A 16,000-nucleotide genomic window follows, 5' to 3' on the forward strand; every position below is an offset into this window, starting at 1 on the left:
CCGTGCAGTTCAGCATCCTGACCTTCCTCACCCTGGTGGCGATCCTGGCTGTCGCCCTCGCCGCGGTGCACCGGCCCCTGGGCGCCTACCTCGCCGCGGTCGCTGAGGGCCCTCGCCACCTCCGCTTCGAGCGGTGGATCTACCGTGCCGCCGGGGTGGCCCCGGACAGCGAGCAGACCTGGAAGGCCTATGCGCGCGGCGTCGTGGCCTTCTCCGTGGCGGGCGTGATCCTGCTCTACACGGCCCAGCGGCTCCAGCCGCTGCTCTCGGGCGGCCAGCTGCCCGGGGTGGACCCGTGGGTCGCGATGAACACGGCGGTCTCCTTCATCACCAACACCAACTGGCAGGCCTACGTGCCGGAGTCCACGCTCGGGTCCGTGGTGCAGATGGCCTTCCTCGCCGTGCAGAACTTCGTCTCCGCGGCGGTCGGGATCGCGGTCGCCTTCGCCCTCGTGCGCGGGTTCGTCCGCAAGGGCACCGACTCGCTGGGGAACTTCTGGGTGGACCTGACGCGGATCACGTTCCGGGTCCTGCTCCCGCTCGCCGCTGTCGCCGCCGTGGTCCTCGTCGCGGCCGGCGTGGTGCAGGGCTTCTGGCCCACCGAGGTCCACAACACGCTCACGGGCGCGGCGCAGACCATCCCCGCCGGGCCCGTGGCGAGCCAGGAGGCCATCAAGGAGCTCGGCACCAACGGGGGCGGCTACTTCAACGCGAACTCCGCCCACCCGTTCGAGAACCCCAACGCCTTCACGAACGTCTTCGAGGTCTTCCTCCTCCTCGCGATCCCCTTCTCCCTGCCGTACACGTTCGGACGCCTGGTCGGCAGCCGGAGGCAGGGCTACACGATCCTGGCGGTCATGGGCTCCCTCTGGCTTCTCGCGACCGGCCTCATGGCCTGGGCCGTCGCGGCCTGGCCGAACCTCGGCGAGGGCCTCGAGCAGCGCTTCGGGCCGGCCGCGAGCGGAATCTTCGCGACGGCGACGACCCTGACCTCGACCGGAGCGGTCGACGCCGCGCACGACTCGCTGCCGCCCCTGGCCGGCGGCATGGCGATGTTCGACATGATGCTCGGCGAGGTCGCCCCCGGCGGGGTGGGCTCGGGCCTGTACGGCATGCTCGTGCTCGCCGTCGTCGCGGTGTTCCTCGGCGGCCTCATGGTCGGCCGGACGCCGGAGTACCTGGGCAAGAAGGTCCAGGCCCGGCACATGACGCTCGCGGCCCTGTACCTGCTCGTGACCCCGGTCCTCGTGCTCGTGCTCACCGGGGCCGCGGTCGTGGCCCCGTCCGCGGTGGCGGACGCCCCGGCCCAGGGCCCGCACCAGTTCAGCGAGCTGCTGTACGCGTTCACCTCGGGCGCGAACAACAACGGCTCGGCGTTCGGCGGCATCACGTCCTCGGACCCGCTCATGTCCTCGCTCCTGGTCGTGGCCATGTGGGTGGGGCGCGTGCTGCCCATGGTCCTGGTCCTCGCCCTCGCCGGGAGCTTCGCGGTGCAGGAGCCGATCCCGCCCTCGCCCGGCACCCTGGCCACCTACGGGCCGCTCTTCGCCGGCCTGCTCGGCACCGTCACCGTCCTGTTCACGGCCCTGAACTACTTCCCGGCGCTCGCGCTGGGGCCCATCGCAGAGGGAACCATCCGATGACCACCACCCGAACCCCGGTCCACACGCCCGCGCCACGGGTCACGGAGCTGTCCGGCCACGCCTACAAGCGCCGCAAGGCCTTCGACCGGCGCCTCATCCTCGCCGCGGTCCCCGAGTCCTTCGCCAAGCTGGACCCGCGCCAGATGCGCCACTCGCCGGTCATGTTCACCGTCCTCCTGGGCACCGCGGTCTCCGCGGTCGCGTGCATCGTGCAGATCGTCCAGGCGAGCCCCGACGTCGTGTTCAGCGTCGTCATCACCGTCTGGCTGCTCCTGACTGTGCTGTTCGCGAACTTCTCCGAGGCCCTCGCCGAGGGCCGCGGCAAGGCCCAGGCGGACAGCCTGCGCGCCGGCCGCCAGGGGCTCGTGGCCCGCCGGCTCCGCGGGGCCACCGAGGAGAGCATCCCCGCCCCGGACCTGCGCAAGGGCGACCTCGTGGTCTGCGAGGCGGGGGACGTGATCCCCTCGGACGGCGAGATCGTCGAGGGCCTGGCCATGGTGGACGAGTCCGCGATCACGGGCGAGTCCGCGCCGGTGATCCGCGAGTCCGGCGGCGACCGCTCGGCCGTCACGGGCGGGACCAAGGTCATCTCGGACCGCATCGTCGTCCGGATCACGGCGGACCCCGGGCAGACGTTCATCGACCGCATGATCGCGCTCGTCGAGGGCGCGGAGCGGCAGAAGACCCCGAACGAGATCGCCCTGCACGTCCTCCTCGTGGCCCTGACCATCATCTTCCTCGTCGTGACCGTGGTGCTCGTGCCGTTCGCGGCCCTCGCCGGCGCTGTCCCCTCCCCCGTGGTGCTCGTGGCCCTGCTCGTGTGCCTGATCCCCACGACGATCGGCGCGCTCGTGCCGGCGATCGGCATCGCGGGGATGGACCGCCTGGTCCGCCACAACGTCCTGGCCACGAGCGGCCGCGCGGTGGAGACCGCCGGGGACATCACCACGCTCCTGCTGGACAAGACCGGCACCATCACGTTCGGCAACCGCCGCGCCGTGGACTTCCTCCCCGCCCCCGGCGTGCCCGAGGGCGAGTTCATCGAGGCCGCCCGGCTGTCCTCCCTCGCGGACGAGACCCCGGAGGGCCGCTCGATCGTGGACCTCGCCGGCGAGCGCGGCGCGGCCGGTCCGGGCCTGGACGAGCTGTTCCGCCTGCGGGACGGCCAGGTGATGGCGGTGGAGTTCACGGCGATGACCCGCATGAGCGGCCTCGACGACGGCGGCCGTCGCTACCGCAAGGGCGCCGCCTCCGCCGTGGCGCGCTGGGTCCGCGAGCTCGGCGGCGACGTCCCGCCCGGGGTACGCGACGACGTCGATGCGATCGCGGGCGGCGGCGGCACCCCGCTGGTGGTGGCGACGGACGACGGCGGACGGCCGCGCGTGCTGGGCACCGTCCACCTCGCCGACGTGGTCAAGCCCGGCATCGCCGACCGCTTCGCCGCCCTGCGCCGGATGGGCATCCGCACGGTCATGATCACCGGCGACAACCGGCTCACCGCGGCCGCGATCGCCAAGGAGGCCGGCGTGGACGACTACCTGGCCGAGGCCACGCCGGAGGACAAGCTCACCCGCATCCGGGCCGAGCAGAAGGCCGGCCAGCTCGTGGCCATGACCGGCGACGGCACCAACGACGCCCCGGCCCTCGCAGCCGCGGACGTGGGCGTGGCGATGAACTCCGGCACCCAGGCCGCGAAGGAGGCCGCCAACATGGTGGACCTCGACTCGGACCCCACCAAGCTCATCGACGTCGTGGCGATCGGCAAGCAGCTGCTCATCACCCGCGGCTCGCTGACCACGTTCTCGGTGGCGAACGACGTCGCGAAGTACTTCGCCATCATCCCCGCCCTGTTCGTGGCCGTCTTCCCGGGCCTGGGCGTGCTGAACATCATGGGCCTGACGAGCCCGAAGAGCGCCATCCTGGCCGCGGTGGTCTTCAACGCGATCATCATCGTGCTGCTCGTGCCCCTGGCCCTCCGCGGGGTGCGCTACCGGGCGGTGAGCGCCCAGCAGGCCCTGCGCCGGAACCTGCTCATCTATGGGGTCGGCGGGATCATCGCCCCGTTCATCGGCATCAAGATCATCGACCTGCTCCTGGCCGTCGTGCCGGGGCTCCACTAGGAGGACCACGGTGAACGCCTACCTGAGACAGCTCGGCACGTCCTTCCGGTTCCTGGCCGTGGCCACCGTGCTGCTCGGCGTCCTGTACCCGCTCGCGGTGTTCGGCGTGGGCCAGGCCGTCGCGCCGGCCCAGGCGAACGGCTCGATCGCCCAGCTCGGCGGCCAGCCTGCGGCCTCGGCACTCCTCGCCCAGACGGTGCCGGAGAAGGAGACGAGGCTCTTCTTCCCCCGGCCCTCCGCCGTCACGTGGGACCCGACGTCCTCCGGCGCCTCGAACCTCGGCCCCTCCGATCCCGCCCTGGCGAAGGCAGCAGCCCAGGCCCGCGCCGCCGTGGCCGCGCGGGAGGGGGTGCCGGCGTCGGCCGTCCCGCTCGACGCCGTCACCGCCTCGGCGAGCGGGCTGGACCCGGACATCTCCCCGGCCTACGCCCAGCTGCAGCTCCCCCGCGTGGTGCGCGCCACCGGGCTCAGCACGGCGGAGGTGCAGCAGCTGGTCGCGGACGCGACGACGGGCCCGGTCCTCGGGCTGCTCGGCCAGCCAGCCGTGAACACCACCACGCTCAACCTCGCACTCGCCGCGCGGATCAAGTAGCCGGCGGATGCGGCGGAGTGGCCGGCTGACATAGAAGAATCGGGAGCATGGACCGCGGCAGCCTTCGCATCTTCCTCGGCGCGGCGCCCGGGGTCGGGAAGACGTACGCGATGCTCGAGGAGGCCCACCGCCTCGCCGCCGCCGGCACCGACGTGGTGGTGGGGGTGGTCATGGACCACGGCCGGGCCCAGACCGCGGCGCTCACCGAGGGGCTCGAGCTGGTGCCGCTGCGGCTCGTGGAGTACCGGGGCACGAGCCTGCCGGAAATGGACGTGGACGCCGTCCTCGCCCGCAGCCCGCACACCGTCCTCGTGGACGAGTACGCCCACACCAACGCACCCGGCAGCCGGCACGCGAAGCGGTGGGAGGACGTGGACGAGCTCCTCGCGGCGGGGATCAACGTCCTCACCACCGTCAACGTCCAGCACCTCGCCTCGCTCAACGACGTGGTCGAGTCGATCACGGGCACCCGGCAGCAGGAGGTCATCCCGGACGCGATCGTGCGGGCCGCGGACCAGATCGAGCTCGTGGACATCCCGCCCGAGCTGCTGCGCCAGCGGCTGGGCTCCGGCCTCGTCTACGCCCCGGACAAGATCGACGCCGCCCTGGCGAACTACTTCCGCCTCGGCAACCTCTCGGCCCTGCGGGAGATCGCGCTCATCTGGCTCGCCGACCGGGTCGAGGAGGGCCTCGCGGCCTACCGCGAGCGGCACCACATCGAGGAAACCTGGCCTGCGCGGGAGCGGGTCGTCGTCGCCCTGACCGGGGGCCCGGAGGGCGAGGCGCTCATCCGGCGTGCGGCCCGGATCCTGTCCCGGGTCAGCGGCGGCGACCTCCTCGCCGTCCACGTCCGCACCCCGGACGGGCTCGCCGAGGGGTCCGAGCAGCACCTCGCCGCGCAGCGGGCGCTCGTCGGAGACCTCGGCGGCAGCTACCAGCAGCTCGCGGGGGACGACATCGCCGCGAGCCTGCTCGACTTCGCCCGCAGCGTCAACGCGACCCAGATCGTGGTGGGCGTCTCCCGCCACACCCGGCTCCAGCAGCTGCTCGGCCGCGGAGGGGTGGGGACCGCCGTCGTGCGCGATTCCGGCGAGATCGACGTGCACATGGTGACCCACGCGCTCGCGGGGCGGGCGCCCCGGCGGCGGCTGACCCCGCTGCTGGGGCGTCCCCGCACCGTCGCCGGGTACGTGCTCGCTTTCGCCGTGCCGATCGCGATGACCGCCGCGCTCGCGCCGTTCCCGGAGATCAACCTGACCACGCAGGCGCTCGCGCACCTGTGCGCGGTGGTGCTCGTGGCGTTCATCGGCGGGCTGTGGCCGGCGGTGGTCGCCGCCGTCTTCGACTCGCTCCTGCTCAACTACTTCGTCACCCCGCCGGTCGGGAACCTCACGATCGCCGACCCGCAGAACTTCTTCGCCCTGGCCGTGTTCCTCGCGGTCGCGGTCGCGTTCTCGCTCGTGGTCGGCGTCTCCTCGCGGCGCTCCCGGGACGCGGCCGTGGCGCGCGCGGAGGCGGGCACGCTCAGCGAGCTCGCGCGCGGCTCGCTCGCGCGGGACCAGGGCCCGGCGGAGTTCCTCGAGCAGCTGCTGCACGAGTTCCAGCTCGCCTCGGCGAGCCTGCTGGCGGCGGACGACGGCGGGTGGACCGTCCGCGCGGAGGCCGGCCCGGGCGCCCCGACAGACCCGGACGGGGCCGACGGGGCGGACCGGATCGGCCCCGGGCTCACCCTCGCGTGGCGTGGCCGTCCGCTCAGCGGCGGCGAACGGCGGCTGCTGGCCGCGTTCGAGGCGCACCTGGCCGCGCTGCTGGAGCGGCAGGAGCTCGCCACGAGCCTGCGCGAGACGGTCCGGCTCGGCGAGGCGAACCGGATCCGCACCTCAATCCTGCGGGCCGTCTCGCACGACCTGCGCACCCCGCTGGCGGGCATCCGCCTCGCGGTCACGGCCCTGGAGCGGCAGTCGGGCTCGATGAGCGCCGAGGAGCGCACCGAGATGCTCGCGGCCATCGACTCCTACGCGGGCCGGCTGGACAGCCTCGTGGCGAACCTGCTGGACATGTCCCGGATCGACAGCGCCGCGCTGTCCGTGCTGCACGAGCCCGTGGCCTGGCGCGAGGTTGTCGCGGAGGTGCTCGCGGAATTCCCGGCCGGGGCGGTGCGGGTGGACCTCGCGCCGAACCTCCCGGCGATCGACGCCGACCGCGGCCTCCTCGAGCGGGCGCTGGCGAACATCGTGCAGAACGCCCTCAAGTACGCCCCGGGCAGCGACATCGTGGTGCTCGCCACGGCGGGCGGGCTGCTCGCCCCGGGCATCGGGGACCGGCCGGTGAGCGAGCTGCGCGTGGTGGACCACGGCACGGGCGTCCCGCCGGAGCGGGTCGTGGCCATGTTCCAGCCGTTCCAGCGGCTCGGCGACGAGGGGAAGGGGCCGGGGATCGGCCTGGGGCTCGCGGTCGCGAAGGGCTTCGTCGAGGCGATGGGCGGGGTGCTCGCCGCGGAGCCGACCCCCGGCGGCGGCCTGACGATGGTGATCCGGATGCCGCTCTACGCTGGCCCGCTGGACGAGGAAGGGGACTGATGTGAAGAAGGTGCTCGTGGTCGACGACGAGCCGCAGCTGCTGCGCGCGCTGCAGATCAACCTGCGCGCCGAGGGCTACAGCGTGACGGTCGCCGCGAACGGGACCGAGGCCCTGCGCCTGGCCGCCTCGCGGCCGCCGGACGTGCTCGTGCTGGACCTGGGTCTGCCGGACATCGACGGGTCCGAGGTGATCCGCGGGATCCGAGGGTGGTCGGACATGCCGATCGTGGTCCTCTCGGCCCGGCACGGGTCCGCGGACAAGGTGGAGGCGTTGGACGCCGGGGCGGACGACTACGTCACCAAGCCGTTCGGGCTCGACGAGCTGCTCGCCCGGCTGCGCGCCGTCGAGCGCCGCTCGGCGCACCCCTCCCCCGGCGGGGTGGTCGACGCCGGCGACCTCGTGGTGGACCTCGGCGCGGCGACCGTCACCCGGGCCGGCGAGCGCGTGCACCTGACCCCGCGCGAGTGGGGCGTGCTGCAGATGCTCGTGGCCAACCGGGGCCGGCTCGTGACCCAGCGCCAGCTGCTCCAGACCGTCTGGGGGCCGGCCTACAAGGAGGAGACGCAGTACCTGCGGGTCTACATGGGCCAGCTGCGCCGCAAGCTCGAGACCGACCCCGCCCACCCGCGCCACCTCATCACCGAGGCCGGGCGCGGGTACCGGTTCGAGACCCCCGAGGCGGGTGCCGCCCCGTCCGGGGACCGGTGACGATACCTTGGCTCCATGGAGATGCGCCTCGAAGTCGTGCAGGTACCGGTGGCGGACGTCGACCGGGCGAAGGCCTTCTACACGGAGAAGCTGGGCTTTGCCCTCGACCACGATGTGGAGCACATCCCGGGAATGCGGGTCGTGCAGCTGACCCCGCCCGGCTCGGCCACGTCGATCGTCATCGGCACGGGCATGACGGCCATGGCGCCGGGCAGCCTCGAGGGCCTGCAGCTCGTGGTGGAGGACCTCCCAGAAGTCCGCGAGGAGCTCCTCCGGCGCGGCGCGGAGGTCAGCGAGGCCCAGGACCTGGGCGGGGTGCTGTTCGCGCACGTCGCCGACCCCGACGGCAACCGCTGGGTCCTCCAGGGCGCCACGCCGCCCACGGTCAAGGCCGCCCATCTGGACTGATCCGCGCCCGGCCCCGGGCTGGGCATCGCCCCCAGCCGGGGCCTGTACCATGACGGGGCCCTGACCCGAGGAGGAGCGCCCGTGCCCAAGCCGTTCGGCGAGCTGTTCGAATTCGCCGGCCCCGGCGCCTTCCGCATCCGCGGCGCGGGCAGGGGCCCCGGCGAGTTCGTCCTGGTCCACGGCATCGGCGCCTCCGCCGCCTACTTCCGCCCGCTGGCCGAGCGGCTCTCCGCCGCCGGGCGCGTCCACGTGATCGAGCTGCCCGGCCACGGGAAGAAGCTCGAGCCCAAGCGTCCCCTGTCCATGGGCGAGTTCGCACGCGCCACGTGGAGGGTCCTCGACAGCGTGTGCGGCGAGAGCCCCATGCTCGTGGGGCACTCGATGGGCACGCAGGTGGTCGTGGAGATGGCGCTGCAGAGGCCCGGCATCCGCAAGGCCGCCCTCCTGGCCCCCACCGTCAACGAGCGCGAGCGCACCGTGCCCCGCCAGGCGCTGCGCCTCCTGCAGGACGGGCTCATCGAGCCGTGGGGCCTCAAGGCCATCCTCGCCCGGGACTACGCCCTGTGCGGCCCGCGGTGGTGGTCCCTCACCCTGGGCGAGATGATGGCCCACCGCATCGAGGAGCGCATCAGCCACGTCGAGGCGGACCTCCTGATCGTCGCCGGCGAGAAGGATCCGACCTCGCCGCCCGCGTGGGCGCGCCAGCTCGAGCGGGCGGCCCCGCGGGCCCGCACCGCGGTGATCAAGGGCGCGCCGCACTCACTCATGTACCGGGACGCCGACGAGGTGGCGCGGCTGCTGCTCGAGCACGCCGGGGCACCGGTCGGGTCCTAGGGCCGAGCACCTCAGGGAGCGAGGGCGAGCCGGCGGCTGAGCCACTCGAGGGCCGGCGCAAGGGCGGTGGCGGGCACCGACCAGGAGTGGCCCGAGGCGGGAACGGCCTGGGTCTCGACGGTCATGCCCGCACGGGTGGCCGCCGAGGCGACGGCGTGCATGCACCCGGTGAACTCGGCGTCACCGTCGCCCGCGGCGAAGTAGGCCCACGTCTTCGGGTAGTGGCGGTTCCTCAGTTGATGGAGGGGCGTCAGGGCCTCGAAGGCGGCGGCGTCCCCGGCGAACGACCTCTCGATGGTGCCCGCCCGGCTCGCGCCGAGGGAGGGTTCGGCCTCGCCGCTGAAGTCCAGGACGTTGGGATAGGTCCTCGGGTGGAGGGTGGCCATCTGGATGGCGCAGGTGCCCCCGAAGGAGAAGCCACCGATGGCCCAGTGGCTGTGGTCGGCGGAGGCGCCGAGGTTCGAGGCGATCCAGGCAGGGACGTCGGTCGCGAGGTAGGTGTCGGCGCGGGCGATGCGCGAGTCCATGCACATCGTGTTGGCCGTAAGCGAGCCGTTGGCATCGACGACGACCGTGATGGGGGCGAGCCCCCGATGGGTTGCAGCGAAGGCGTCGAGCACGGGCTGGAGGCGGCCGGCCGTGAGCCAGTCGGCGGGCGAGCCGGGCTGGCCGGGGACGAGCACGAGGACGGGCAGCAGCGGATGCCGTGGGACCGTGTGCGCGGGGGGCAGGTAGATGTAGGCCCTGCGTGCTCTGAAGCCGGAGACCGTGCCGGGGATGTGCGCGGACCTGATCCGGCCGTGGTCGGGCATGTCGGGCGGGGGCTCCCACTGGGTCAGCGGCGTGCTCGAAGCAGCGCGCCCTTCCTGGGGGGCATCGGTCAGCGGGGCGATGTCGGCGGTGCTGGCCCCGGTGACGTCTCCTACCGTGCGGTAGAAGCCGAAGTAGGCGTTGACTTGGAGTGCGGCAGCAGCCAGGACGAGGACGGCCGCGACGGGGGCCAGGATGCGGCGGAACCACGGTCCGCCGCGGAGCCCGGCGCCCGCGAGGATGAGGGCGAACGCCGCTGCGGCGATCCAGGCCAGGACCGGGACGGGCAGCGGATGGGTGCTCAGGCCCGAGGCGGTCGCCCACTGCCCGGCGGCCCAGGCGATCACGGCCGCGAGGACGGCCGCCAGCAGGGGGACCAGCGCCCCTCTGCGCCACCTGCGTGCCAGCAGGAAGACGCCGGCCGGAATGGCGAGGTACAGAGCCGCCGTCGGCACGGGGCCCTCCACGAGGTCCAGCGCGATGAGCGGTCTCATGGGCTGTCCCTCCGTCGCGGGGCCCGTCGATGGTCACGAGTGAATCCGACAGCACGTTGCACGGGCGTTATCGACGGTCTGCGGCGTACCCCCTGTGGCGGCCCGGGCTCCCCGCGGACGAGGGCGGTAACGCCGGGGCAACGGCCGTCCCGCTGTACTCCCCTAGAGGTACTTGGCCCTAGAGGTGCCCGGCCCAGAGGTGCCCGGTGCCTGGGCTGCCGGCCGGCAGCTCCCGGGAAGGAAGGCAGCCATGCACCGTTCGCTCCCGCGGGCTGTGGCATCGCTGGCGGCCGTCCCAGCGACGACGCTGCTCACTGCGGCCTTCCTGGCAGCCGGCGCCGTCCGGCTTGGCTGGGCCGGCGCGCGCGGGATGGCGGTGACGCCGCACTCGTTCCCGGACCGGTGGTGGGCGGTGCTGTCCAGCGCCCTGTGGACGCAGAACGCGTCCGTCTTCCTCCTCGGTGCGGTGCTGCTGCCCATGGCCGGCGCTGTGGCCGAGCGGCGTCTGGGGCCGCGGCGGTTCCTGGCTGCCGCCCTCAGCGCCCACGTGGCGGCGGTGCTCGCCGCCTCGGCCCTGGCCTACGGCCTCCGGGCCGCGGGCGGTGCCTGGTCCTCCCACCTGCTCAGGCACTCCTTCGCAGGCCCCGGCGCGATGGCCCTGGGGGCGCTCATGGCAGCCACCGCGGGCATGAGCCCACTGTGGCAGCGGAGGATCCGGGTGGCAGTGCTGGCGCTGACGGCCCTGCTCCTGCTCTACGGCGGCTCCCTCGCGGACCTGGTCCGCTTCCTGGCCGCCGTCGTGGGCCTGGCCCTCGGACCGGCCCTGCACGGTCGCAGGCCCCGGCTGCGGCCCGCAGCGGTCTCGCGCCGAGAGTCGCGCACGCTGATCGCCGTCGCCGTGGCTGCCGCCGCAGTCGGTCCCGTCATCGCCGGAATGCAGCCGCACGCGGCCGGTCCGCTCGCGGTCCTGCACCTGGTGTTCACCGGGCTGCAGCCGGTGGACCCCGACACGGTCCAGGCCCTGTGCTCGGATCCCTCCGCGGCCAGGCGCTGCGCCGCGGCCCTCCTGCAGCAGCGGGCCGGTGGCGGGGCCGTGTTCATGGCAGTGCTGCCCACCGTCCTTCTCCTCGTCCTCGCCGAGGGGATCCGCCGCGGCCGGCACGCGGCCTGGGCCGGCGCGGTGGCACTCGAGTGTGCGCTGGCCGGCATCGCCATCGTGGACATCGTGGCCGCCTTCACCCCTGCAGGTCCGGGCAGCGCGGCCGCGCAGGGCCTGGGCGCCGTGCACGTGGGGACGTTCCGCAACAAGCTCGCTCTGGTCCTTCCCCTGCTCACCCCCGCCGTCCTGGCCGGGCTCCTGCTGGCAACGCGTGCCCAGTTCCCGGTCCGCGCGCCCCGCGGCACCTACACCCGCCTCGCTGCCCGGCTCGCCGGGACCGGGGCGGCCCTGGCGCTGCTCTACTACGGCGCAGGGCTCACCCTCGCCGACCACTTCTCGGACCCGCCCCGGCCGCTGCAGCTGCTCGCAGACCTGCCCGACCGGTTCCTGCCCCTGGGCTACCTCACGGACACGCCGCCGGCGTTCGTCCCCGAGACCCTCCCGGCCACCGTGCTGTACGAGGGCGTCGGAATCCTCTTCTGGGCCACCGCCGCCACACTCGCCCTGGGCACCTTCCTCAAGGTCCCCGGCCGCGCCTTGGCCGGGGACCGGGAACGCGCCGCGCTCCTGCTGGAAGCGGCCGGCGGGAACTGCAGCCTGTCATGGATGACCACCTGGGCGGGGAACCGGTACTGGTTCACCTCGGACGGCGACGGGTACATCGCCTACCGCCCCTCAGCCGGTGTTGCCCTGGCCCTCGGACCCCCGGTGTGCCCGGCCGCGAAGGAGCAGGCGGAACTCGCAGCCTTCGCCTCCTATGCCGCAGCCAACGGCTGGACCCCCTGCCTCTACGCCGTCCCCGAACGCACCAGGAGCACTGCGGCCGCCCTGGGCTGGGCGACAGTACAGATCGCCGAGGACGCTGTGCTGGACCTGGACACCCTCGACTTCACCGGTCGGAGGCACCAGAACACCCGCACGGCCCTCAACCGCGCCCGCCGCGAGGGCATCCGCTCGCACTGGACCACCTACGCCGGCGCCACTCCCGGCGAGCGCGAGCAGATCGAGGCGATCTCCGAGGAATGGATCGCCGGCAAAGGCATGCCCGAGATGGGATTCACCCTCGGCGGCACCGAGGAGATGAAGGACCCCGCGGTACGCCTCCTGCTCGCCGTCGACGCCCATGGCACCGTCCACGCCGTCTCCTCCTGGCTGCCCATCCACGAACACGGCGCGGTGACCGGTTGGACCCTGGACATCATGCGCCGCCGCAGCACCGGGTTCCGGGCCGCCATCGAGTTCCTCATCGCCTCGGCGGCCCTGGACCTGAAGGACCAGGGCTTCCACACCCTCAGCCTCTCCGGCGCGCCGCTGGCCCGCAGCGGACCCGGCCCGGCACGGGGCTCCGCCTTGGACGGCGTCCTGCGCTGGCTGGGGAGCCTCCTCGAGCCTGCCTACGGCTTCCGCACGCTCCACGCCTTCAAGGCCAGGTTCCACCCCCGCTGGGAAGCCCTGCACTTGGCCTACCCCGACCCCGCGGCGCTGCCGGCCATCGCGACCGCCCTCACCCGCGCCTACCTGCCGCACCCCAGCCCGGCCCAGCAGTTCGGACTCGCACGCCGCATCGCCGGAGGCCTCCTCCACGGCCCGGGCCGCCGCGACGAGCCGGCGATCGGCCCACGCCCGGCGCTCCAGGACACCTAGCAGCCGGCACTCGGCGCCGCTCGCGCGGACGACGGCGGCGCCTCGCCGCGCCGGGGCTGTCCCGCCGGCCGCCGGGGGCCTAGCCTGTGGCGTATGTCAGCACCTCCTGTGCCCTATGTCCTGTTCCCCGGCAACGCCCGCGAGGCCCTCGGCTTCTACCACGGCGTCTTCGGCGGCGACCTCGCCCTCTACACGCGCGCGCAGTTCGGCCGCACCGACGAGCCCGGTGACGCGATCGCCCACGGCGAGCTGACCGGCGTCGTCCACCTCAGCGGCGCCGACGCCGATTCCGGGAGCCCCGGGGTGCGGACCGAGGGGCTCATGCTCTCGCTCCTGGGCACGGCCGACGAGCCGACGCTGCGGGCCTGGTTCGACGGCCTGGCCGAGGGCGGGCGGGTGGTCGACCCGCTGCAGGAGCGGCCGTGGGGCGCCTCGGACGGGCAGGTCGTGGACCGGTTCGGGCTCCACTGGCTGATCGGCTTCGAGCCCTCGTAGGGGCAGCCGTGGCCCTGGTCCTGCCGCTCGGCGACGCGGCCGCCGACCTCGCGACGGCGGGCGGCAAGGGCGCCTCGCTGGCACGGATGGTCCGGGCCGGGCTCCCGGTGCCCGGCGGGTTCTGCGTCACCACGGCCGCGTACCGGGCGTTCGTCGCGGGCTTCGGCGGCGCGATCGACCCCGGCGACCCGGACCGCACCGCGGCGCTGTTCGCCGAGCACCCGCTGCCGGCCGGGCTCGCCGAGGAGATCCTGGCCGCCTACGGCGGGCTGGGCGAGGGCGTCCCGGTCGCGGTGCGCTCCTCGGCCACCGCGGAGGACCTGCCGGGCATGTCCTTCGCCGGGCAGCAGGACTCCTACCTCAACGTCCGCGGCGAGGGGCTGCTCGGGGCGGTGCAGAAGTGCTGGGCGTCGCTGTGGAGCCCGCGCGCGGTTGCCTACCGCGACCAGCACGGCGTGCCGCACGATGCGGCGGCACTCGCCGTCGTGGTGCAGGAGCTCGTCGACGCGGACGCGTCCGGGGTGCTGTTCACCGCCGACCCGGTGACGGGCAGCGAGGACGAGACCGTCATCAACGCCTCGTGGGGGCTGGGCGAGTCGGTGGTCGGCGGGCATGTCATCCCGGACTCCGTCGTCGTCCGCTCCGGCGCCGTGGCGAGCACGACGATCGGCGACAAGACGGTCCTGACCGTCCGCACCGCGGACGGGACCGACGAGCGGCCCGTGCCCGACGAGCGCCGGCGCGAGCCCGTCCTCGCTCCCGCCGAGGCGCTCGAGCTGGCCGCGCTCGGGGCCCGGGTGCGGGACCTGTTCGGGGTGCCGATGGACATCGAGTGGGTGCGGAGCCAGGGGCGGTTCGCGATCGTGCAGGCGCGCCCGGTCACCGTGCTCGGGCCGGAGCTCGGCGAATGGAACGACACGGCCAAGGGCGAGTACCTGTGGACCAGCGGGAACCTCGGGGAGGCCATCCCGGACGTCATGACGCCGATCACGTGGTCGTTCGTGAAGCTGTTCATCCACGAGGCCATGTCGGCCTCCGCCATCCCCGGCTTCGACCTCGTGGGCAACATCGGCGGCCGCTTCTACCTCAACCTCACCCCCATCTACTCCATGGTCCGGGCCCTCCACGTGAAGGGCTGGGCGAGCACGGTCGCCAACGTGTTCGGCCGCATCCCGGAGGACCTCGACGTGCCCACCGTGAAGGTCCTCGACTGGCCCACGCTGAAGCGCATGGTGCCGGGTGCGATCCGGGTGCGGCGCCGCGCCAGGGCCAACCTGGCCCAGATGCGCCCCTTCCTGGCCGAGTCCCGCGGCCGCTGCGCCGGGCTGCGCGCCCGCATCGCCGCCACGGAATCGCCTGCGGAGCTGGCCGCGCTGTACCGGCAGGAGGTCGGGCCGCTCTTCGTCACGGCCGCCCGGATGCTCGAGGCGGCGGGGCGGCAGGGCGGCGGGACCCTGCTCTACACGCGGGAGAAGCTGCGCAAGCTCATGGGCAGCACGGACGCCGAGGCGATGCTCACTGGGGTCAATGCCGACGGCGGGCTGGCGAGCCTCGGCCTGCTGGTCGGCCTGACCCGGCTGGCCCGCGGCGAGATCGGCCGGGACGAGTTCGCGCGCGAGTACGGCCACCGCGGGCCGCACGAGTGCGAGCTCTCGGCGCCCCGGCCGGGCGAGGACCCCGGCTGGATCGACGCCCAGCTCGCCGGCCTCCACGACCTGCAGTTCAGCACGGACGCGCTGCTCGCCCGCCAGCGGCAGGCCCGGGACGAGGCCTGGGCGCGCTTCGCCGCGCGCTACCCGCGCCGGGTGCCCGCGATGCGGGAGCAGGTGCGCCGCTGGAACGGGATTGTCCGCGACCGCGAGGCCACCCGCTCGGAGTCGGTGCGCACGTTCTGGGTGGTGCGCGAGTTCGTGCTGCGCGCCGGCGAGCTCACCGGCCGGCCCGACGACCTCTGGTACCTCTACCTCGAGGAGCTCCTCGACGTGCTCGAGGGGAAGCCGGCCGCGCTCGCGCGGGTGCCCGCCCGCCGGGCCGCCTACCAGCGGTACGCCGCGCTGCCGCCCTACCCGAGGCTCATCGTGGGCCGTTTCGACCCGGTGCGGTGGGCCGCGAGCCCGGACCGGCGGACCGACCTCTACGACTCCCGCGGCGCCGCCGTCCCCGTGGAGGAGGGCATCACCGGGTTCCCCGGCGCGCCGGGCGTGGTGGAGGGCACCGCCCGGGTGATCGCGCGCCCGGAGGACGGCGCGCGGCTGAACGCCGGCGAGATCCTCGTGACCACGCTGACCAACGTGGGCTGGACGCCGATGTTCCCGCGCGCCGCCGCCGTGGTAACCGACCTCGGCGCGCCGCTCTCGCACGCCTCGATCGTGGCCCGCGAGCTCGGCATCCCGGCCGTGGTCGGCACCGGCAACGCGACCAGGCTGATTCACGACGGCGACCGCCTCCGCGTCGACGGCGAGCGCGGCACCGTCGAGGTGCTGCAGTCGGACGGTTCGGCCAAGTGATCCGGC

The 16,000-nt window shown here is 73.9% G+C and carries 11 protein-coding genes; 10 read left to right on the plus strand and 1 reads right to left on the minus strand.

The genetic code is table 11. The features are described 5' to 3' along the window. Positions 1-2 precede the first annotated feature (2 nt). The 7 genes from kdpA (at position 3) to J2W21_RS16575 (ending at position 8,885) form a co-directional block, all read left to right on the plus strand. Positions 3-1,643 (plus strand): potassium-transporting ATPase subunit KdpA, encoded by a 1,641-nt coding sequence (kdpA, locus tag J2W21_RS16545; RefSeq protein WP_307115613.1) that lies wholly within the window; start codon positions 3-5, stop codon positions 1,641-1,643. Then, positions 1,640-3,763: a potassium-transporting ATPase subunit KdpB gene (gene kdpB / locus J2W21_RS16550; protein ID WP_307115614.1), complete on the plus strand. Its 2,124-nt coding sequence runs from the start codon at positions 1,640-1,642 to the stop codon at positions 3,761-3,763. The genes kdpA and kdpB overlap by 4 nt, the downstream gene beginning before the upstream one ends. A 10-nt stretch (positions 3,764-3,773) precedes the next feature. After that, the gene (gene kdpC / locus J2W21_RS16555; protein WP_307115615.1) at positions 3,774-4,355 is read left to right on the plus strand and encodes a K(+)-transporting ATPase subunit C; all 582 of its coding nucleotides are present in this window, start codon (positions 3,774-3,776) and stop codon (positions 4,353-4,355) included. A gap of 47 nt (positions 4,356-4,402) precedes the next feature. Further along, positions 4,403-6,934 (plus strand): DUF4118 domain-containing protein, encoded by a 2,532-nt coding sequence (locus J2W21_RS16560; protein ID WP_307115616.1) that lies wholly within the window; start codon positions 4,403-4,405, stop codon positions 6,932-6,934. Position 6,935: 1 nt separating this feature from the next. Further along, positions 6,936-7,643, plus strand: a complete 708-nt coding sequence (locus tag J2W21_RS16565; RefSeq protein ID WP_307115617.1) for a response regulator — start codon at positions 6,936-6,938, stop codon at positions 7,641-7,643. A gap of 15 nt (positions 7,644-7,658) precedes the next feature. Next, positions 7,659-8,051 carry a VOC family protein gene (locus J2W21_RS16570; protein WP_307115618.1) on the plus strand — a complete coding sequence of 131 codons (393 nt, stop codon included), beginning with the start codon at positions 7,659-7,661 and terminating at the stop codon, positions 8,049-8,051. Positions 8,052-8,132: 81 nt separating this feature from the next. Then, positions 8,133-8,885 (plus strand): alpha/beta fold hydrolase, encoded by a 753-nt coding sequence (locus J2W21_RS16575; protein ID WP_307115619.1) that lies wholly within the window; start codon positions 8,133-8,135, stop codon positions 8,883-8,885. Between the two features lie 11 nt (positions 8,886-8,896). Here the strand turns inward: J2W21_RS16575 and J2W21_RS16580 are convergent, their stop codons facing one another. Further along, positions 8,897-10,189, minus strand: coding sequence for an alpha/beta hydrolase (locus J2W21_RS16580; protein ID WP_307115620.1), 1,293 nt, complete (start codon positions 10,187-10,189; stop codon positions 8,897-8,899). A 250-nt stretch (positions 10,190-10,439) separates the two neighbouring features. On the opposite strand from J2W21_RS16580, the gene J2W21_RS16585 reads away from it, so the two are divergent. The 3 genes from J2W21_RS16585 to J2W21_RS16595 all read left to right on the plus strand — a co-directional run bounded on the left by J2W21_RS16585 (position 10,440) and on the right by J2W21_RS16595 (position 15,994). Beyond that, positions 10,440-12,992, plus strand: coding sequence for a bifunctional lysylphosphatidylglycerol flippase/synthetase MprF (locus J2W21_RS16585; RefSeq protein ID WP_307115621.1), 2,553 nt, complete (start codon positions 10,440-10,442; stop codon positions 12,990-12,992). 93 nt (positions 12,993-13,085) lie between these two features. Then, complete coding sequence (locus J2W21_RS16590; protein WP_307115622.1) at positions 13,086-13,487, plus strand: VOC family protein; 402 nt, start codon at positions 13,086-13,088, stop codon at positions 13,485-13,487. Positions 13,488-13,495: 8 nt separating this feature from the next. Continuing rightward, the gene (locus tag J2W21_RS16595) at positions 13,496-15,994 is read left to right on the plus strand and encodes a PEP/pyruvate-binding domain-containing protein (protein WP_307115623.1); all 2,499 of its coding nucleotides are present in this window, start codon (positions 13,496-13,498) and stop codon (positions 15,992-15,994) included. Positions 15,995-16,000 lie beyond the last annotated feature (6 nt).

The sequence above is a fragment of the Sinomonas atrocyanea genome (assembly GCF_030811715.1).
GTDB lineage: Bacteria > Actinomycetota > Actinomycetes > Actinomycetales > Micrococcaceae > Sinomonas > Sinomonas atrocyanea_A.

Bases quoted from the DNA above. Each gene is read 5' to 3' on its own strand.
- kdpB (WP_307115614.1), top strand. From the start codon at position 1,640: ATGACCACCACCCGAACCCCGGTCCACACGCCCGCGCCACGGGTCACG.
- J2W21_RS16560 (WP_307115616.1), top strand. From the start codon at position 4,403: ATGGACCGCGGCAGCCTTCGCATCTTCCTCGGCGCGGCGCCCGGGGTC.
- J2W21_RS16570 (WP_307115618.1), top strand. From the start codon at position 7,659: ATGGAGATGCGCCTCGAAGTCGTGCAGGTACCGGTGGCGGACGTCGAC.
- J2W21_RS16580 (WP_307115620.1), bottom strand. From the start codon at position 10,189: ATGAGACCGCTCATCGCGCTGGACCTCGTGGAGGGCCCCGTGCCGACG.
- J2W21_RS16585 (WP_307115621.1), top strand. From the start codon at position 10,440: ATGCACCGTTCGCTCCCGCGGGCTGTGGCATCGCTGGCGGCCGTCCCA.
- J2W21_RS16590 (WP_307115622.1), top strand. From the start codon at position 13,086: ATGTCAGCACCTCCTGTGCCCTATGTCCTGTTCCCCGGCAACGCCCGC.